The 18,673-nt window shown below is 64.0% G+C and carries 18 protein-coding genes and 1 pseudogene; 6 read left to right on the plus strand and 13 right to left on the minus strand.

Going from position 1 to position 18,673, the window contains the following annotated elements; genetic code table 11:
* Position 1: 1 nt before the first annotated feature.
* Genes AKL29_RS39485 through AKL29_RS39495 form a run of 3 tightly spaced genes read right to left on the minus strand, consistent with a single transcriptional unit; the run spans position 2 to position 2,566 of the window.
* Complete coding sequence (locus AKL29_RS39485) at positions 2–796, minus strand: enoyl-CoA hydratase/isomerase family protein (RefSeq protein WP_050387899.1); 795 nt, start codon at positions 794–796, stop codon at positions 2–4.
* A 13-nt stretch (positions 797–809) separates the two neighbouring features.
* Complete coding sequence (locus tag AKL29_RS39490; RefSeq protein ID WP_038377859.1) at positions 810–1,307, minus strand: aromatic-ring-hydroxylating dioxygenase subunit beta; 498 nt, start codon at positions 1,305–1,307, stop codon at positions 810–812.
* The gene (locus AKL29_RS39495; RefSeq protein ID WP_028337025.1) at positions 1,307–2,566 is read right to left on the minus strand and encodes an aromatic ring-hydroxylating oxygenase subunit alpha; all 1,260 of its coding nucleotides are present in this window, start codon (positions 2,564–2,566) and stop codon (positions 1,307–1,309) included. Before AKL29_RS39495 ends, AKL29_RS39490 begins: the two co-directional genes overlap by 1 nt.
* A gap of 142 nt (positions 2,567–2,708) precedes the next feature.
* Here AKL29_RS39495 and AKL29_RS43135 point away from each other — a divergent pair, with 142 nt between their 5' ends.
* From AKL29_RS43135 to AKL29_RS39515, 4 genes and pseudogenes are all read left to right on the plus strand, one after another.
* Positions 2,709–2,978 carry a hypothetical protein gene (locus tag AKL29_RS43135; RefSeq protein ID WP_050387900.1) on the plus strand — a complete coding sequence of 90 codons (270 nt, stop codon included), beginning with the start codon at positions 2,709–2,711 and terminating at the stop codon, positions 2,976–2,978.
* Positions 2,979–3,147: 169 nt separating this feature from the next.
* On the plus strand, positions 3,148–3,381 hold the full coding sequence (locus AKL29_RS43140; RefSeq protein WP_050387901.1) for a hypothetical protein: 234 nt from the start codon (positions 3,148–3,150) through the stop codon (positions 3,379–3,381).
* A gap of 397 nt (positions 3,382–3,778) precedes the next feature.
* A pseudogene (locus tag AKL29_RS39510) lies at positions 3,779–4,030 on the plus strand (TonB-dependent siderophore receptor); the annotation flags it as partial.
* The gene (locus AKL29_RS39515) at positions 4,030–5,244 is read left to right on the plus strand and encodes a PepSY-associated TM helix domain-containing protein (RefSeq protein WP_050387903.1); all 1,215 of its coding nucleotides are present in this window, start codon (positions 4,030–4,032) and stop codon (positions 5,242–5,244) included. The pseudogene AKL29_RS39510 and the gene AKL29_RS39515, both read left to right, overlap by 1 nt.
* 22 nt (positions 5,245–5,266) lie before the next feature.
* Here AKL29_RS39515 and AKL29_RS39520 read toward each other — a convergent pair whose 3' ends face one another.
* Together AKL29_RS39520 and AKL29_RS39525 are read right to left on the minus strand one after the other, a co-directional pair.
* A complete protein-coding gene (locus AKL29_RS39520) occupies positions 5,267–5,794 on the minus strand; it encodes a DUF4269 domain-containing protein (protein ID WP_050387904.1) in 528 nt (175 codons plus the stop codon).
* Between the two features lie 223 nt (positions 5,795–6,017).
* Positions 6,018–7,655: an isocitrate lyase gene (locus tag AKL29_RS39525; protein ID WP_028337031.1), complete on the minus strand. Its 1,638-nt coding sequence runs from the start codon at positions 7,653–7,655 to the stop codon at positions 6,018–6,020.
* Positions 7,656–7,800: 145 nt separating this feature from the next.
* On the opposite strand from AKL29_RS39525, the gene AKL29_RS39530 reads away from it, so the two are divergent.
* Positions 7,801–9,234, plus strand: a complete 1,434-nt coding sequence (locus AKL29_RS39530) for a helix-turn-helix domain-containing protein (protein ID WP_028337032.1) — start codon at positions 7,801–7,803, stop codon at positions 9,232–9,234.
* A 9-nt stretch (positions 9,235–9,243) separates the two neighbouring features.
* Here the strand turns inward: AKL29_RS39530 and serA are convergent, their stop codons facing one another.
* The 3 genes from serA to AKL29_RS39545 form a co-directional block, all read right to left on the minus strand.
* Positions 9,244–10,497, minus strand: a complete 1,254-nt coding sequence (gene serA / locus AKL29_RS39535) for a phosphoglycerate dehydrogenase (protein ID WP_050387905.1) — start codon at positions 10,495–10,497, stop codon at positions 9,244–9,246.
* Positions 10,498–10,844: 347 nt separating this feature from the next.
* Entirely contained in the window at positions 10,845–11,213 is a 369-nt protein-coding gene (locus AKL29_RS39540; protein ID WP_028337034.1) for a BA14K family protein, read from the minus strand.
* A 153-nt stretch (positions 11,214–11,366) separates the two neighbouring features.
* The gene (locus AKL29_RS39545) at positions 11,367–11,729 is read right to left on the minus strand and encodes a hypothetical protein (protein WP_050387907.1); all 363 of its coding nucleotides are present in this window, start codon (positions 11,727–11,729) and stop codon (positions 11,367–11,369) included.
* A gap of 474 nt (positions 11,730–12,203) precedes the next feature.
* Here AKL29_RS39545 and AKL29_RS39550 point away from each other — a divergent pair, with 474 nt between their 5' ends.
* Positions 12,204–13,202, plus strand: coding sequence for a helix-turn-helix transcriptional regulator (locus AKL29_RS39550; protein ID WP_244482677.1), 999 nt, complete (start codon positions 12,204–12,206; stop codon positions 13,200–13,202).
* 31 nt (positions 13,203–13,233) lie between these two features.
* Here the strand turns inward: AKL29_RS39550 and AKL29_RS39555 are convergent, their stop codons facing one another.
* The 5 genes from AKL29_RS39555 to AKL29_RS39575 all read right to left on the minus strand — a co-directional run.
* Complete coding sequence (locus AKL29_RS39555) at positions 13,234–14,325, minus strand: ABC transporter ATP-binding protein (RefSeq protein ID WP_050387909.1); 1,092 nt, start codon at positions 14,323–14,325, stop codon at positions 13,234–13,236.
* Positions 14,326–14,408: 83 nt separating this feature from the next.
* Positions 14,409–15,848 carry an extracellular solute-binding protein gene (locus tag AKL29_RS39560; RefSeq protein WP_347337007.1) on the minus strand — a complete coding sequence of 480 codons (1,440 nt, stop codon included), beginning with the start codon at positions 15,846–15,848 and terminating at the stop codon, positions 14,409–14,411.
* Positions 15,849–15,897: 49 nt separating this feature from the next.
* The gene (locus AKL29_RS39565) at positions 15,898–16,935 is read right to left on the minus strand and encodes a carbohydrate ABC transporter permease (RefSeq protein ID WP_050387911.1); all 1,038 of its coding nucleotides are present in this window, start codon (positions 16,933–16,935) and stop codon (positions 15,898–15,900) included.
* Positions 16,932–17,807, minus strand: a complete 876-nt coding sequence (locus AKL29_RS39570) for a carbohydrate ABC transporter permease (RefSeq protein WP_050387912.1) — start codon at positions 17,805–17,807, stop codon at positions 16,932–16,934. Before AKL29_RS39570 ends, AKL29_RS39565 begins: the two co-directional genes overlap by 4 nt.
* 7 nt (positions 17,808–17,814) lie before the next feature.
* Positions 17,815–18,673 (minus strand): ribokinase (locus AKL29_RS39575; protein WP_244482678.1); only part of this gene is annotated, 859 nt, incomplete at its 5' end.

The raw sequence follows: 18,673 nt of genomic DNA on the forward strand, positions 1-18,673 counted from the left end.
CTCAGCGCCCCGTGAATACGGGCTGGCGCCGCTCGATCACCGCGGCGAGCCCTTCGCGTGCATCGGCCATCCCCGAGAGTTCGGCGACGGTGCGCGCCTCATCCGACAGGCACTGCTCGATGCTGGTGCCGGTGCCGGCCCAGACCAGCCGCTTGGTCGCCGCCAGCGCCTTCGGCGCGCCGGCCGCAAGCTCGCGGGCCAGCGCGAGCGATGCATCGGCGAGCTCGTCATCGGGCACGACCCTGGTGACGATGCCCATCTGCAACGCTTCCGCCGCCGGGATCACCGGGTTGGTCAGAAGGATCGACATCGCGCGCCGCAGGCCAACCAGTCGCGACAGCGTAACGGAGACGCCGGCATCCGGCGCCATCGCCACCCGCGTCGCGCCGGCGAGGAATTTTGCCGACTCCGCCGCGATCACGATATCGGAAGCGCAGACTAGGCCGAAACCACCGCCGCCCGCCGCAAAGCCCTGCACCGATGATATGACCGGCGCCTCCAGACGCAGCAATCCGGTCACCGCATTCTGCAGATACGCGGTGGCCTGCCGGATATAGTCCGGCAGCTTCTCGCCCTTGGAGGCAAAGGCGCGGACATCGCCACCGGCGCAGAAATTGGTGCCCTCGCCGCTCAGCAGCACGACGCGCAGATCGGGATGACCATGACATGCCATGATGGCGTCGCACAGCGCGCGGAGCAGCTCGACACTCATGCCGTTGGCCGCATCGGGACGGTTGAGCCGCAGCCGCGCGATGCCGTCGGTGATGTCGAGCAGAACGGGGCCCTTGTCGATCATGGCGCGTTTTCCTCTAGACCAGGAACGAGAGCGTGTAGATCGCCTTGTCGTTGTTGACGAGGATGACCTTCTTGCTGGCCATCCGCAACTCGCCATCGACATGGCGCAACCGGTATTCATTGCGCGCCGCCCACAGCGTGTCGTCGCGCAGGCTTGATTCGAAAATGAGGCTGTTGCTGGCGACCGCGATGTCGCCGTCGTCAGGCTGCTCGTCCATCAATTCGACGTTGGAGATCAGCCGGCGCAAATTCGACTGCGGCGTCTGGGTGAAGTGCTTGCCGGTCATCAGCTGCCGAACCCGCAGCGCGATCCGCGAGCGGTTGTCGTAGATGATCGACATCTGCCGTTCCGGGTCGATGTCGGCGCCGTTGGCCGGCACCCAATAGACGCCGTCGTCGGTCCAGAGCTTTTCCCAGGCCTCGTATTGATGCTCGTCCTGCAGCCGCGCCTCGCGATAGAGGAAGGCGGTGATGGCGCTCATCAACGTGGCACTGCTCTCGCGCGACAGCATCAGTCAGGCTCCATCAGCTTGCGATAATGGGTCCAGATGCCGCGCGACGGCACCTCGTCGGTGACGTGGCCGACCGTGAAGCCGAGCTCGTCCTGCCGCTCGCGCTTCTCGCCGCGGCCGAGGAAGATCCATTCCGGATTGCGCGCCAGCACGCCGCGATGGCAGCGCTCGTACATTTCGGAATCGTCCGCGAGCAGGAAACCGGCCGGGCCGACCGAGCCCATGGTCTGCTGGCGCAGCCTTCGGTTCAGATCGGGCGCGCCCTTGAACTGCAACGCGGTGACGTGCTGCACGCTGTCATCGACGCCGAGCGGCTGGATCACGAACATCTGGATCTCGGCGATGAACAGGTTCGGGAAGATCATCACATGCGGCGTGCCGTCGATCATGATCTCCCGCGCGGTGGTGTCGCCATGGGCGGCCTTCATGCGCGCCGTATAGTCCGGCAGCCGATCCTCGCTGGTGCCGAACCAGCTCATCGGCGCATCGCGCTTGCGGAACTCGGGCCGCAGGTCGATCTCGGTATGGCCGTTGCCGTAGTCGCGCGTCAGCGCGGTCGAGGCGCCGCCATAGAGCTTGCCGATCATGCTGTCGGCGACGCCGAAGATCGAGGTGTGCACGAAGGCCGGGTGATAGCCGTCGCACTCGTTCTCCAGGATGAACTTCCAGTTCGCCTTGACGCGATGCTTGAGGAAGCCCGCCGTGATCTCGACCTCGCCCTCCGGCGAGGTGCGCACCAGGCGATCGATGGTCTCCGCGGCGCCGCCGAGATGTTCCTTCAGCGTCGGGCCATCGGCCGCGAACGAGCCGAACACGAAGCCGCGGTATGACTCGACGCGCGTCACCCGCCCTAGCGCGAGCTGCGACTTGTCCTGCCCCTCATAGCCGTCGGGGAAGGCATAACCGACCAGGCGGCCGTCATTGGCAAAAGTCCAGGAATGGAACGGACAGGTGAACGAGCGGGCATTGCCGCGCTCATAGGAGCAGACCTGGTTGCCGCGATGCGAACAGCGGTTGAGCAGCAAATTGACCTTGCCCTGCTCGTCGCGCGTCATGATCACGGATTGCGGGCCGATCGACTTGACGACGTAGTCGTTGGCGTTCGGCACCTCGCTCTCGTGCCCGACATAGACCCAGGTCCGATACCAGATGTTCTTGAGCTCGGCCTCGAAGATCTCGGGATCGGTATAGAGCGACCCATGCACCCGGTCGGGCCGGATCAACCGTTCCCATGGCGAGGCGCCGGTCATTATGTTCATCGTTCCGTCTCCCTCACCGATCGCCTGCGGCCGACGTTTTCTTCGACGGTCAATAATAATCCGAACGGTCGTTCGACTAATAGCACACCTGGGACAGGCCAGCAAGCGGCTTTACGATCGCCGCCCCGGCCCATGCGGACAGATGCAATTCTCGGTGGTCGGCGACGGCACGGGTCAGCCTGGCGCGACGGCTTCGCTGCGCCCGCGATCTGCGATCTGGCGCTACATCGACTCCCGCGTCGTCGCGAACGCTACCTTGAGCGGAGCGCAGATCCTGCGCCGCAGCGGCCGTTCGATCTCAGCGCGGCATCGCAATTGTGACCGCCGCGGAGATTCGCGCCGCGGCTTCCCCCTCAAGGAAGGGCAACCCATCACCAAACAACAGTTGAAGCCACATGGCGGTCGCGGCTGAGTTGCAGCCATTGCGGGTCATCGGTTCCATCGCCTGTTGAGTCCCGGCAACACCGCCGAACAAAATGCGCAATCGTGCAGATTGCGGCGTTGTGAACCACGAAGGTGCCGCATCCCTGTCAAATCCTGTCTGCGGGTGGCGCAACAAAAACACTTTGGGGAAAACCTACATGCAGCAGGCACCGCTGGGCGCACGGAGTGCGGAATCGTCTGGATATGTTCTCTACTTCCAGTTCGCCAGCAATGGCACAAGACGCGCGTGCAGTCTGACGATCCAGGCGGAAAGTGCCAACGAGGCGGCGCGGATCTTTCGCGAGAACTGGAACGAGATCGAATCGATGGCGCGCGACGGCGTGAGCACCGGAGTGGTCGGCAAGGCGCCGGTCAGCCTGGCGTTGTCGTGAGGCGCATCGCGCGGCCGACGGCAAACCATACACCCGAGATGTGACAGGACCACGGCCGCAACCTCAGGCGACGATGGCACGGCCATTTGACGCGCAGACGCGACAAGCAGGTCACGAGGTTCAGGGCTCGCGCACGCGCGCGAGCCCTGTCGCGTCTTAGAATAATTCAAATCCATTCCGGTTAGAGAGATTCAAGTCTGCTCCGGTTCTTTTCGCGCGCGCCGACTGCTAGAGGCGCGCCGTGAACGAGTTCGCGTGAATCGGAAGTGCAAGAGTGCCCGTGAATGCTGATGGCCGGGTTGTCGGCGACCGTCGAAATGCCGCCGACAAGGGCCGCACCCATCTGCTGATCGGCGCAGCGAAGCCTGCCGGGCAGGGTGGTGCCGAAATCATAGATCGCCTCGGCGGCGGCGCGCGCTATGTCGGCGACCGGCCAGGCGATGCCGCGAACAGCTTCGTGCCGCCAGCCTACACGGTCGCGGACGTGTTTGCGACCTACGAGACCAAGGTCCAGTCGTTCCCGGTCATCTACCAGTTCAACGTCAAGAACCTGTTCGACACGGTCTACTATCCCTCCGCCAACAGCATCCTGACGGTCGCGATGGGCGACGCGCGGCGCTTCTCGCACTCGGCGACGGTGAAATTCTGATGCGTGACGTTTGGCGCCCGATCAAGGCTGCACTGCTGCAGGTCCATTCCCTGGTTGGCCTTGTGTTGGCGCTGGTATGGGCCGTGGTCGGCCTCACCGGCGCGACGATGGCCTTTGAGGATGAGATCGAGGCCAGCCTGAACAGTCAGATGATGCGCGTCGAGGCCAGCGCGACCCAACGGCTCACGCCGGACGAGTTGATCGCGCGGCTGGCGGCGGCGGGCGATTTCAGCAAGGTCTCGGCCGTGACGATGTCGAGCGATCCATCGGCCGCGGCCCGCATCCGTTTCGCTCGCAGCGAAGGCGGCACGCGGCCGTCCTCGGTCTATGTCGACCCCTATGACGGGCACGTGCTCGGCTCGCCGCGCGGCGAGGACTTTTTCGCAACCGTCCGCAAGCTGCATCGCTGGCTGCTGTTGCCGGGTGACGGCAATGGCATCGGCCGCAAGATCACCGGGTCGGCTGCGATCTGCCTGATCGTGATGCTGATCACCGCCCTCGTGCTGCGCTGGCCGCGTCGCGCGGGCAGCGTGAGGATGTGGCTGAAGCCGAATCTGGGACTGCGCGGCCGCGGCCTGCACCGCTCGCTGCACGCCGTGATCGGCACCTGGGTGCTGCCGGTCTATCTGGTGATGACGCTGACCGGCCTGTGGTATTCGTTCGAATGGTATAAGGCCGGCGCCAACTGGCTGTTCGCGCGGCCTCAGGCCATAGCAAACGCGATGCAATCCAAGCCGCCGCGCGGCGGCGCGGCTGCCGAGAGCAAGGGTCAAGCCAAGACCGAAGCGAAGGCCGAGGCAAAGCCGCTTGCCTTCGATCACGTCTGGTCGGCGTTCCTGCAGCAGGAGAACAACAGTTACGGAAGGGCCCTCATGACGCTGCCGGCCGGCGCGGGCACGGCCGTGCGCGTGCGGTCATGGCCGCAGGATTCGACACGCGAGGCGGTGCGTGACGAATTCCGTATCGATGCCCTTACCGGCCGCCTCATCTCATCGGATCGCTACGCCGACAAGACGTTTGGCGAACGCGTCCTCGCCAGCGTGCTCGACATCCACCGCGGTGCGATTCTGGGATGGCCCGGCAAGCTCGCGTTCATGCTGGCCGCCGCCATGATGCCGCTGTTTGCCGCGACCGGCCTGCTGCTTTATCTGTCCCGCCGCAAGCACCGGCGCCTGGCGCGGCCGCCGGTCGGCCACCTCGTTCCCGGTGAATGAAGCCGTTTCATCAATTTGGCGCTCAGCCGAGATCGCACGCCGCGAGCCGGGCACGTAACTCGGCGTCCGTTTCGGCCGCGAGCTCAAGCAATCCACGATAGGGGTCGCCCGATATCCCGAGCACGGCAGCGAACGCAGGCTCGGTCTTGAGACCGCCCGCCCTCAATTCGCTGACGGCTCGCCGCAGCGGCCCATCGTCAAGCGCAAGCAGCCGCCGTTCGACCTCGAAGTGGATCCAGCCTCGTTGCTGCTCCACTGGACGCTGATCACCGAACAGTTCGAACGGCCAGCCGTCGCACACAAAGCGGGCAATCACCGGCCGCGTCCCCGAGGTCCATCGGAAAAGAGCGAAATCATCGCGCGCTTGATAGTGAGCCCAAACGACGTCCGCGAATGCGTTCGGGTCGGACGCATGGCAGACGATATCGATGTCGCTGCCGGGCACGGCGAGACCGAGCGGCAGCGTTCCGACGATACGGGGATCGAACGGCTTCAGCCGTTCCATCACGGCGGAGCTGGTGACGGCGGATGCGTAGTGCCCGACACTCATCGCGTGGCATGCCCTCGAGATCGCAGCGACGCATTACCACACGCGCATGGTACGCGCGAACCTCTGCAGATGGGCGGGCTTGAGGGGAAGCGAGCCCAAAAACGTTACGGGGCGATCTCGACCGCGTCACCGTGGTCGAAGATCGCCCCGCCGCCGGCGGACAGGCCAGGCTGCTCGCGCGCCAGGCCGTCCGGCCGATAGTCGAAATGATCCGTTCGATCGATTAGCCGAACTGGTTCATCGTGTTGTGGGCGCCGCCCGCCTTGAGGGCAGCCTCACCGGCGAAGTACTCCTTGTGATCGTCGCCGATGTCGGAGCCCGCCATGTTCTGATGCTTGGCGCAGGCGATGCCCTGACGGATCTCGGCGCGCTGCACGTTCTTGACGTAGCCAAGCATGCCCTGCTCGCCGAAATACTCCTTCGCGAGATTGTCGGTCGACAGCGCGGCCGTGTGGTAGGTCGGCAGCGTGATCAGGTGATGGAAGATGCCGGCGCGCTTGGCCGAATCCGCCTGGAAGGTACGGATGCGCTCGTCGGCCTCGATCGCCAGCGGCGTCTCGTCGTATTCCGGCTTCATCAGCTCGGCACGGTTGTACTTGCTGACATCCTTGCCGGCTTCCTTCATCGCGTCGTAGACCTGCCAACGGAAGTTGATCGTCCAGTTGAACGACGGCGAGTTGTTGTAGGCGAGCTTCGCGTTCGGAATGACCTTGCGGATGCGGTCGACCATCGAGGCGATCTGCTCGATATGCGGCTTCTCGGTCTCGATCCACAAGAGGTCGGCGCCGTTCTGCAGCGAGGTGATGCAGTCGAGCACGCAGCGGTCCGCACCGGTGCCGGGACGGAACTGGTAGAGGTTGCTGGGCAGACGCTTCGGACGCATCATCTTGCCGTTCTGGTTGATGATGACGTCGCCGTTGCGCGCGTTGGCGGCCGTCACTTCCTCGCAATCAAGGAAGCTGTTGTACTGGTCGCCGAGGTCGCCGGGCTTGTGGCTGACCGCGATCTGCTGGGTCAGGCCGGCACCGAGCGAGTCGGTGCGGGTCACGATGACGCCGTCCTCGACGCCGAGCTCGAGGAACGCGTGGCGGCAGGCGCGGATCTTCGCGATGAACACCTCGTGCGGCACGGTGACCTTGCCGTCCTGGTGGCCGCACTGCTTCTCGTCGGAGACCTGGTTCTCGATCTGCAGGGCGCAGGCGCCCGCCTCGATCATCTTCTTGGCGAGCAGATAAGTCGCCTCCGCATTGCCGAAGCCGGCGTCGATGTCGGCGATCACAGGCACGACGTGGGTCTGGAAGTTGTCGATCTTCTCGATCAGCGCCTTTTCCTTGGCCTTGTCGCCTTCCTTGCGCGCCGCATCGAGCGCACGGAAGATGTCGTTCAGCTCACGCGAATCCGCCTGACGCAGGAAGGTGTAGAGCTCCTCGATCAGGGCCGGCACCGAGGTCTTCTCATGCATCGACTGATCCGGCAGCGGGCCGAACTCGGAGCGCAGCGCCGCGATCATCCAGCCGGACAGATACAGATAGCGGCGGTCGGTATTGCCGAAGTGCTTCTTGACCGAGATCAGCTTCTGCTGAGCGATGAAGCCGTGCCAGCAGCCGAGCGACTGGGTGTACTTGGTGCTGTCGGCGTCATAGGCGGCCATGTCAGCGCGCATCAGCGCAGCCGTGTAACGGGCGACATCCAGACCGGTCTTGAAGCGGTTCTGCAGGCGCATCCGCGCCACGGCTTCGGCGGTGACGCCGTTCCAGGTGTCCTTGGTCTTGAGCAGCGCTTCGGCCGCCTCGATCTCGCTCTGATACGAAGCCGGTCCCTGGATGGCCCGGTCGCTGATCCCGCGCGGTTGGAAGTTCATGTCCGTGATCCCTTCGGTGACGAAATAACTGCACCGTTTGTCACCCGCGGCGCCATCCGGAGCTAGACCTGGCGCGGAAAACTTGTCATAACTTACAAGAAAGCGTTGTATTGTTGTAAGAATCTTACAAACCTTGGATAAGGCGATGGTAACCTCAAGCGCCCGTTCCGTTTTCATGGGTCCACGACTGCGCCGGCTGCGGCGCGACCTCGGGCTGACCCAGGCCGACATGGCCGCCGATCTCGAAATCTCGGCCCCCTATGTGGCGCTGCTGGAACGCAATCAGCGCCCGGTGACGGCCGACATGCTGCTGCGGCTTGCCCGCACCTACAAGATCGATCTGGCCGATCTCGCCGGTGACGGCGGTGCCGATCACACCGCCCGCATGCAATCGATTTTGAAGGAACCGATGTTTGCCGACATCGACATCCCCGCGCTCGAGGTCAGCGACCTCGCAGTCAGCTACCCCGGAATGACCGAGGCGTTCCTGCGCCTCTACACCGCCTATCGCGAAGAGCAACTGGCGCTTGCGGAGCGCAGGGCTCCGGACATGGCGATCGCTTCACCGGGTCAGGAGAACTTTGACGCCAACGATCCCGTCGCGGAGGTCCGACGATTTCTCGCCGCGCGCCGCAACAATTTTGCCAGCCTCGACGATGCCGCCGAGCGGCTCGTCCACGAACCGGCCGGACCGGCCGGATTTATCGAGCGGCTTCGGGAGCGACATAAACTCCAGGTCCGTTATCTGCCGCCGAACGTCATGCTGGGTTCGATCAGGCGACTGGACCTTCATCGCAGACAATTGCTGCTGGAGGACTCGCTCGATACCGCGGGCCTCAATTTTCAGCTGGCCAAGCAACTTGCCTATCTGGAACTGGAAAACGAGATCGGTGCCGCCGTCGAAGCCGGCAAGTTCACGACCAAAAGCGCCGAACTGCTGGCCCGCCGTGCGCTTGCGGCCTACGCCGCCGCCGCACTCATCATGCCGTATTCCGTATTCGCGAAAGCGGTCGAGGCGCGCCGCTACGATCTGGAAGCGCTGGCGCGTCAATTCGGCACCAGCTTCGAGCAGATCGCGCACCGCGTCACGACCTTGCAACGGCCGGGTCTTGAGAAGGTCCCGTTCTTCCTGATCCGGGTCGATCCGGCCGGCAACATTTCCAAGCTGCTTGACGGCGCCGGCTTCCCGTTTGCAAAGCACGGCGGCGCATGTCCGCTGTGGTCAGTGCATGATATCTTCAAGACGCCGCGCCAGATCGTCACGCAATGGCTGGAATTGCCCGACGGACAGCGGTTCTTTTCGATCGCCCGCACCGTGACCGCCGGCGGCGGCGCGTTCGGCGCCATCCGCGTCGAGCGGGCGATCGCGATCGGCTGCGCCGCCGAACATGCGGGCCAGTTGATCTACACGCGCGACGGACAGGGACCGAATGCCGACGAGCCGACGCCGATCGGCGTCGCATGCCGGGTCTGTCATCGCCCAAGATGCGCGGCGCGGTCGGCGCCGCCGATCGGACGCGAGATTCTTCCGGACGATTTCAGGACCTCGAGCGTGCCGTTCGGCTTCTCGGCGGATTGACGAAGTCGATCACCCCTGCGGCCGGTTCGCGTCATACAGCACCCGCACGCGGATCGTGCCGTCAATGGCTCTCAAATCGGCCAACAATCCCTCGCCCTCGCCGCCGACCACGTCGGTCTCGAGCACGACATAGCCGACTTCCGGATCGGTCTGCAGATATTGCGCCAGGATATTGATCCCGTGCCGGGAGACCGCGTCGTTGACCTGGCGCATGACGCCGGGAACGTTGCGATGAACATGGATGAAACGGGTGCCGGTCGGTCGCGCCGGCAATTGCACCTGCGGAAAATTGACCGCGCCGAAGGTCGATCCGACATCGGAATAGTCGATCAGCTTGCGCGCGACTTCGCCGCCGATGCGATCCTGCGCTTCTTCCGTCGAACCGCCGACATGCGGCGTGAGGATGACGTTAGGGAGACCTTGCAGCGGCGAGACAAAGCGCGCCTCGTTCGACACCGGCTCGACCGGAAACACGTCGACCGCAGCACCCGCCAGCCGGCCCTCACGCAGCGCGCTCGCCAGCGCATCGAGATCGACCACGGTCCCGCGCGAGTTATTGATCAGATGGGCCTCAGGCTTCATCAGCTGGAGCTGGGCCGCGCCAATCATGTTGGCGGTGGCCGGCGTCTCCGGCACATGCAGCGATACGACGTCGCTGGCTGCGAGCAACGCGTCGAGCGATTCGGCGGGCTCCGTATTGCCATGGCGGAGCTTGTCGGTCTGATCAAAATAGATCACACGCATGCCCATGGCCTCTGCGAGGTTCGACAGCTGCGAGCCGATGTTGCCGTAGCCGACGATTCCGAGCGTCTTGCCGCGCACCTCGCGGCTGCCTTCGGCGGACTTGTCCCAGCCGCCGGCATGTGCAGAGACCGAACGCGGAAAGATCCGGCGGAACAGCATCACGATCTCGGCGATGGTCAGCTCCGCCACGCTGCGGGTGTTGGAGTATGGCGCGTTGAAGACGGGGATCCCCAGCTTCCGCGCGGCGTCGAGATCGACCTGATTGGTGCCGACCGAAAAGCAGCCGACAACGAGCAATCGGTCGGCGGCCTCCAGGATGTCCGCGGTCAACTGGGTTCGCGAGCGAATTCCCAGCATATGGATGCCTGACAGCGCCTGCCTGAGTTCTTTGGGTCCCAGCGCCTTGGGCAGACGTTGCAGCTCGGTATAGCCGTTCGCCTCGAACATCCGGGCCGCGGATTCGTTCACGCCCTCCAGCAGCAGCACGCGTATTTTGGTCTTGGGAAGCGACAACATCATCGAGATCCGGATTCGTAAGGTTCGGGCAGATCCTGCCACGAGCGCAGTTTCGACGGATCGCGTGATAGCATAGAAAACGATCCCGTCAGAAGCCGCCGTGGGCCGCCCGCGCTGCGATTCCCGATGAAGCCCTTCGATCCGCGCATCCAGGCGCGGAGCGGGAACCCGTTCAGTCAAAGGTCCTGGCCAATTCGCCGGCAGAAGCCGCGTTGCAGCTCCTGGGGCGCTCGAACGCCCGCTCCGGCTCCCTGGCCGGAGCTCCATTCGTGCTCAGCTCGGCGCCGAAGGCTATTGTCTGGAGCGGCGGTTTCACTTCCCCGTCCCGGCGCCGCAAGGCTGCTGCCGTCTCATTGGCAGGGATATCGCCGGCCGTCCTTTGCCTGGAACGTATTCGACGCCGCATCGTACGACCGATAACGCTGGGCGCAGGACGCTGCATGCTGCTGGGCGGCAGCAGCTTCCTGCTGCGCGGCGGCGTTGGCTGCGCCGGCCGCGATAACGCCGCCGATGAGGCCACCGACCAGTCCGCCGACGGCCGCGCCGCCGCCATTGTCGTAGCACTGCCCGTAACGGCACCAGACCTTCTCCGTCAACGACGGCACTGCTGCCGCAACGCCGGCACCGTGCTGCAACGGAGCCGAAATGGCGGAGGCCGAAAACACCGTGGCAGCGGTGGCGGCCATCAAAACGACTTTCAGAAAGCGAGCCCTACGCATCATATCTCCTGCTTTATTGCTGTGGGCGCAGGCCGACACCTGCGCCCCGATTCCCAAACATGGATGGGCTCGCCTGGTCTCAGACCGGACACACCCGGACACGCGCGGCCGGTTACAATTCGCGCGTCAGCCTGAATTCACGGATGGGCGAGTTCATTGGCCGGCTGCGTTCACGACGCGGCAGAGGTTATCGCCGATACCTGGAGCCAACTGTCCCGGCGGCAGGATGAAGGTCGCATCGACGCGGCTGCCTTTGCCATCCTTGCGGACGACGACTTGCAACGTTTGCGGCCGGCCGGAGCCGGTGGTCTCCTGCTGGGTGGTCAGCGTGCCGAGTTTCTTGTCGACGTTCACACCGACAAAACCCTCGGCCAGAACGGCGCGGGACACCTTGTCGAGGGCAGCACCGGGATTGACCGACGGAAAGGTCATCCAGGTCTTGTGCGTCATGCCCGTTACCATCGGAACGCCGGTGCTCTGGACGTGATCTGCGCAACCATCGGCCAGCGCGGGCATGGACGAAAGAACTGTAAGCGCGAGTACGCAAGTAATCCTTGTAAGCATGCTTTCATAACCCGTTTGAGTTGGTCGTGACGATTTAGGCCAAATGGGCTACGAGTCCATGGACGACGTCGCATTCCGGATGCAGGCGTTCGGATTGTGGCTAGGACGATCGATTGCGAACGTTGTGCATTCTCCCGTGCACTCGAACGTCGGCGCGACAGGATTGATTTGAAGCTTTCGCGCAATACCGGCGGAGCCAATGAGATCAAATGGTACCTTTGACGGCCCGATTGCGCGATCTGGATATCCCGTTCGAAAATCGGATATTGAGAGGATCAACAGAAAGAGAGCACGACCGGAATTCACCGAAAGCCGTGCTAGTGTGATGGCGCGATTTGTGCGTGTGGCAGCGGCTTCAACGATGATTGCCCGGTCCGACGGACCGGGTCACTTCGCGGACAGCAAACTTCCGATGGTTGGGATTTGATGGTCGACGACGTACTCGCTGCAGCTCCCACGCGATCGGGATCTTCGTTTGAAGAACTCCTTGAAATGCTTCAGCCGCACGGGATCAATGCGCATTCCTCGCCGCAGCGTGATGAATCGTTTCGCTGGCATGCGGATATAGCCATAGGCGCAGAACTTGATGTCGTGCGGGCCGATCTGTCGGCCGGTTGGGATTGGCGCTATTCATACGAGAATTCTGCCGGAGAGCTCGCTATAGGCGTGCTGAATGCCGGCAACGCCGAAATGCTCATTGCAGGAAAGAGCATCCAGCGAACCCCCTCCGAGATCGCCATCGTGCCCCTTCCGACGATGCAAGCGCAGCGGGTCGAAGCGGTCGATGGACGATACTCAAGCGTCACGCTCACCTTGCATACCGGCGCAGTTACCAAGGTGCTGTCTGCGACGTTCGGGAGCACGGCGCTGGAAGATCTCAATCTGACGCCGATCGTCGACTTGTCGACCGGCGTTGGACAGACCCTTCTTCAGCTTGTCCGCACGAGCACCACCGGTCTGTATGACGGGATCCTGGCACGCTCTCCGAAAGCCAGTGCGCTGCTATCGGAAGCGGCGATACAGCTCATCCTTGAGAACGTTCCTCATCGGTTGACCGACCGGTTGAGCCGCCACCCGCTGGATGCGCCGCCGCGCTACATTCGCCGTGCGGTCGAGCATATGCGGGCCAATCCGCATCTGCCGCTGACGATATCGGATATTGCCGCAACGGTTGGGGTCAGCAGCCGGCTGCTGCAATTGGGCTTCCGCAAAGTTCACGGCACGACGCCGGTCGCCTATTTGCGACAAATTCGGCTGGAGGCCATCCACGACGAACTGTCGCGACCGGAAAACATGCTCCCGGTCAGCGAAGTTGCCCTGAAGTGGGGCTTTACGCATATGGGCCGTTTCGCTGCGGTCTACCGCTCGGCTTTCGGCCTGTATCCGTCCGATACGGTCCGGCGCGCGCGAGGGTTCTGCAGCTAGGCAAGCGGTTGTCGAGCCAGGCTGCGGCAAATCAGCAAATAGCCGTCCCGGACGCCTTGTCGAACAAGTGCGTTCGCTCGAGATCGAGCGCGACGTCGATGACATGATCCGGCTCCGCGGCGACGCCGACCGGCATTTGCGCCGTGAACGCGAATGGGCCGACGGTCCCGATCACCAGCGTGTGCGGCCCGAGCGGCTCCACGTCTTTCACAAGGATCCGGATCGAAGAGCCCGCCGGTGCGTCTTGCCGCAACACATGGTCGGGCCGGACGCCGAGCACCACGGGCTTGCCGACGCTGCCGGCATAGGCCGCCTCGCGTGACTTCGGCACTCTCAACGCCGTGCCCGACGGCTCGGTGAAGGTGAGCGCGCCGTCGCGGGCGACGAGCTCGCCATGGATGAAATTCATGCTGGGCGCGCCCATGAAGCCGGCGACGAAGAGATTGCTGGGCTTCTCGTAGATCGTGATCGGATCGGCCGCCTGTTCGATGCGGCCGCGGTTCATCACCACGACGCGGTCGGCCATGGTCATGGCTTCGACCTGGTCGTGCGTGACATAGACGATCGTCTTGGCGAGACGGCGGTGCAGCGCCTTGATCTCGGTCCGCATCTCGATACGGAGCTTGGCGTCGAGATTGGACAATGGCTCGTCGAACAGAAAGACATCCGGGCTGCGCACGATGGCGCGGCCGATCGCCACGCGCTGGCGCTGCCCGCCCGAGAGCTGCTTGGGCCGGCGCTGCAGATATTGTTCGAGGTCAAGCACGCGTGCCACGTCATTGACGGCCTTCTCGATACTGGCGCGCGATTCGCCCCGCACCTTCATGCCGTAGCCGATGTTCTCTCCGACCGTCATATGCGGGTAGAGCGCGTAGTTCTGGAACACCATCGCGCAATTGCGCAGGCCTGGACGCAATTGCGTCACGTCGCGATTGCCGATGCGGATGGTTCCGCTCGTCACCGCCTCCAGTCCCGCGATCATGCGCAACGTCGTCGTCTTGCCGCAACCGGACGGGCCGACAAGCACGACAAACTCCTCGTCGGCCACGTTGAGGTCGAGCCCCTCGATGATCTTGTAGGGCCCGTATGCCTTGCTGACGTTCTCGATCTCGACATGCGCCATGGATGCCTTTTCCGTCCCTTCGTCGACGGCAAGTAAAGTCCCGGACGATGCTCGCGCATCATCCGGGACGTCTCGCTGGAAAGCTAGTTCTTCGGCGGAAGACCCATCGCCGCGCGATAGGCCGCAAGCTGCTTGGCCCGGCCGAACTCGTCGGTCAGCCGATTCCACTCCTTGGCCATCGCGTCGAGCGCCGCCTGCGGCGTGGTTTGGCCGGCCAGCGCCTTGCCGAGCTCGATCTCCACCACCTCGGTATAAGAGAAGTAGCCGGGCAGACGCATGTCGAGCGCGACGTTCTTGGCATTGATGGAGTCGGATTGCGCGCCGAGATATTGCTTGGCCTCTTCCGGCGAGAAGATCTTGCTCCACAGTTGCAGATTGGCAGTGTGCGATTTGCGATAGGGATTGACGCCGCTGCCGCCGGTGATCGCCGCCTGGCCCGACACTTCAGGGCTTGTCAGTGTCTTGACGAAATCCCACGCCGCCTTCTGGTTCTTGCCGGCCTTCGGCACCGCGATCTGCCAGCCGCCGAATGCCATGAACGGGCCCGGAAGCACGCTCGGGAACTTGTCCCACTTCTTGGTCTTGGCGTTCCAGATCTCGTCCGAACCGGGCAGCATCGCCGAACCGACCTTGCCCGAGATCTTCGACTGCTTCGGGTCGGCGGCGATGACGCCGGTGTCGCCCCAGCCGATCGATTCCGCAACCTGGCCGCCGGCCACGGCAGCGTTCACCTCGCCGAACGAGAAATTCAGCGCGTTGGGCGGCCCGAGCTTCGATGCCCTGATGTATTCCTCGAGCCCCTTCACCCATCCCGGGTTGTTGATCTGCGCGTCCATCGTCTCGGGGTCAAAGAACATCGCGCCCGGATAGTTCGGATTGTTGGTGTAGGCCGCCGCATGGCTGAAGAAGAACCAGAACTGCTGACCGCCGCGGCGGAAGGCTTCCGCCGTTCCCCACAGCCCCTTGTCGGGCCGCTGGAAGAACTCCGCAATGTCGAGATACTGCTTCCAGGTCTTCGGCGGCGCGAGGTCGTAGCCGTATTTGGCCTTGAAGGCGTCCTTCTCCTTGGGATCGCTGAACAAGTCGGTGCGGTAGGTATAGGTGTGGACGTCGCCATCCATCGACTGCGAGTAGATCTTGCCTTCCCACACCATCAGCCGTTCGCGATAGGCCGGCTCGATATCGTCCCAGTCCTTGCCGGACTGCATCTCCTTAGGCATCTCGCTGAGATAGGGCACGAAGTCCGGCAGCCAGGCCGGCGCGAAGCTGACGAGGTCGAACGTCGCGTCCGACGCCGTCAGCGATGTCGCGATCTTCGGATAGAGCTCGGACCACGGGAATTCGACGACATTGACCTTGCCGCAGGTCTTCTTGGCCCATTCGTCCGCGCCGAGCTTGAGCGCGGAGGCGATATACGGCCCGGTCTGCGACGCCACCGTCAGGGTGACGCCGGTATAGTCCGGGCTGCAGACCGCATTCGCCTGACTCGCGGCACAGGCCATCGCGAGCGAGGTGGTCAGCATCAGGAACGTCCGTCGCAACATCGTCTAGTCCTCCCTACAAGGTTTTTTGCTATTTGATGGCCCCGAGCAGCAGGCCCGACCGCATCATCCGGCTGAGCAGGCCCGCCATGATCATCATGGGAACGATGGCGACGAGCGCCGCAGCCGAGATCGCCCACCATTCGTCGCCGCGCTGGCTGTTCTGTCCCGCCACCAGGATCGGCAGCGTCTGCCATCTGGAATTGGTCAGGAACAGCGCGAACAGAAACTCGTTCCAGACGAAGGCCAGCGTGATCATGAACGTCGCCAGCAGCCCGTTCATCGACATCGGCACAACGATTCCAAAGAAGATGCGCCAGCTCGGCACATTGTCGACCATCGCCGCCTCCTCGACCTCGATCGGCACAGCCTCGAAGAAGTCGCGCATCAGCCAGACGACGATCGGCAGCGAGAAGGCGACGTAGCACAGCGTCAGGCCGATAAAGCTGTCGATCAGCTGGAAGCCCAGCCGGCCGATCTCGCTGTAGAGCAGATACAGGGCGAAGGCGGTGACGATGGGCGGGAACATGCGCTGGCTGACGAACCAGAACAGGATGTCCTCATTGCCGAGGATCGGTCCCGGCAGCGGCAGGCGGTTGGCGGCGACGGCCACGATCAGCGCAATCGGAAAGGCCAGCAACAGGGCCTGCGGGCGGGTGAACCCGAACGTCGTGTTGAACAGCAGGTAGCCGCCGAGCGCGAGCAGGAAGAACACGAGGCCCGCGCCGAAGCGGACCTTGAATTCGAACCGCACCAGCGCATAGGCCGCCATCGCGCCGATCGCCGTGGCGATCGCTGCCGCGGACAGGCCAACAATGGTCGAGTTCAGGAAGGTCCGGAAGAACTCGCCGCGGATGCCCTGATAGAGATCGATGAAGGGCTGCAAGGTCGGCGTGAAATCGATGAACGGCAGATAGGTAGGTCCGCCGACGACGCCGGGCGGCGTCTTGAAGGCGGTCACCACCACCCAATAGAGCGGAAACACCGTGATCAGGCACCAGACGAGAACGCCGGCTGCGACCAGGCGGCGGCTCCATGGCGACAGTCCCGTCAAGCCCTGCCCGCTCATCGGCGCTTCTCCAGATGCGGCCGCAGCAGCGCAACATACGTGACACCGATGATCGTGATCGCGATCAGGAACAGGAAGCTGAGCGCCGATGTGTAGCCAAGATTGAACTTCTTGAAGCCTTCCTGATAGGCGAACAGCGTCAGCGTCTCGGTGTCCACACCCGGCCCCCCGCCGGTCATCACGAACACCGTGTCCATGATCTTGTAGCTCTCGATCAGGCGGATGAAGACGACGGCGGCCGAGATCGGCAGCATCATCGGAAAGGTGATACCCCAGAACTGCTGCCAGGCGCTGGCATTCTCGAGCTCGGCGGCCTCGTAGACATCTTCGGGAAGCGTTTGCAGCCCGGCCAGCATCATCAGGATGATGAACGGGGTCCACTGCCAGACCTCCACCGCGATGATGCAGGCGAGTGCCCAATGTCCATTGGTGAGGAACGGCAGGTTGACCAGGCCGAACTTCGACAGGAACTGATTGAGCGGTCCCATCGTCGGATTGAAGATCATGCGCGCCACCAGCGCGACCGCGACGGGCGCCAGCAGCATCGGCAGCAGCAGGGCGACGCGGAACAGCCGCTCGCCCGGCACCCGCGCATTCAGCGCCAGCGCGACGCCGAACCCGATCGCGTATTGCAACCCGACCGCGATGAGCGCAATCAGCGTCGTGGTGAAGAGCGCATTCCAGAACCGCGGCTCCTGCAACAACGTCGCATAATTGCCGAGCCAGACGACGCGCGGTGGGATCGGCGGAATCAGGCGGTAGCTGAGGAAGCTCGTGGTCAGCGAATAGATCAGCGGAAATATCGAGATCGCCAGCACGACGAGCACCGCCGGCCAGATGAAGACGTGCTTGATCGGATCATTCCGCATCATCGCAGCATCATCCCCTCAGCAGCGCTTCGATCTCCGCGCGCCGCGGCATCGCGGGCGCGGTGCCCGGCCGGGTCACCGAGATTCCCGCCGTCGCCGAACCGAACCGCGCAGCCTCGAGCGGATCGACGCCGTCCGCGAGCGCCGCCGCGAAGCCGCCGACGAATGCATCGCCCGCGCCGGTGGTTTCGACGACTTTGCCGGCCGCGAAGGGCGGCACGTGCAGCGAGCGATCCCGCGCATGGAATAGCGCGCCGCGCTCGCCGAGGGTGATCAGCGCCGTCCCGGCGCCTTTGGCCAACAGGGCGTCGCCGGCACGGCGGGCTCCGGCGAGATCGCCCACCGCGATCCCGGTCAGCGCTTCGGCCTCGGTCTCGTTCGGAACGACATAATCGCACAGCGCAAACAGGCCATCGTTGAATTGGATCGCCGGCGCCGGATTGAACACCGTGATGCTGCCGGCGGCGCGCGCGATCTCGAGCCCGCGCCGCGCTGCATCGAGCGGCTGCTCAAGCTGCGTCACGAACACGCGGCTGTCGCGGATCGCGTCCGCCACCGCGTCGACATCGGTCGGGCCGATACCGCCTGCTGCACCCGGCACGACGATGATGGCGTTGTCGCCGCGCGTCTCATGGACGTAAATGAAGGCTGCGCCGGTCGGCGCGTCCGCCGTCCTGGCCACGCGCGGCCGAATTCCCTCGGCCTCCCAGGTCCTGATCGCAAGCTCGCCGAAGGCGTCGCTACCGATCCGCGAGATGAAGCTCACGCCGGCGCCGGCCCGCGCGGCCGCGACAGCCTGGTTGGATCCCTTGCCGCCCGGCCCCATCGCGAATCCCGAACCGGCGATCGTCTCGCCGATCGCCGGCATG

The organism is Bradyrhizobium pachyrhizi (assembly GCF_001189245.1).
Lineage (GTDB): Bacteria > Pseudomonadota > Alphaproteobacteria > Rhizobiales > Xanthobacteraceae > Bradyrhizobium > Bradyrhizobium pachyrhizi.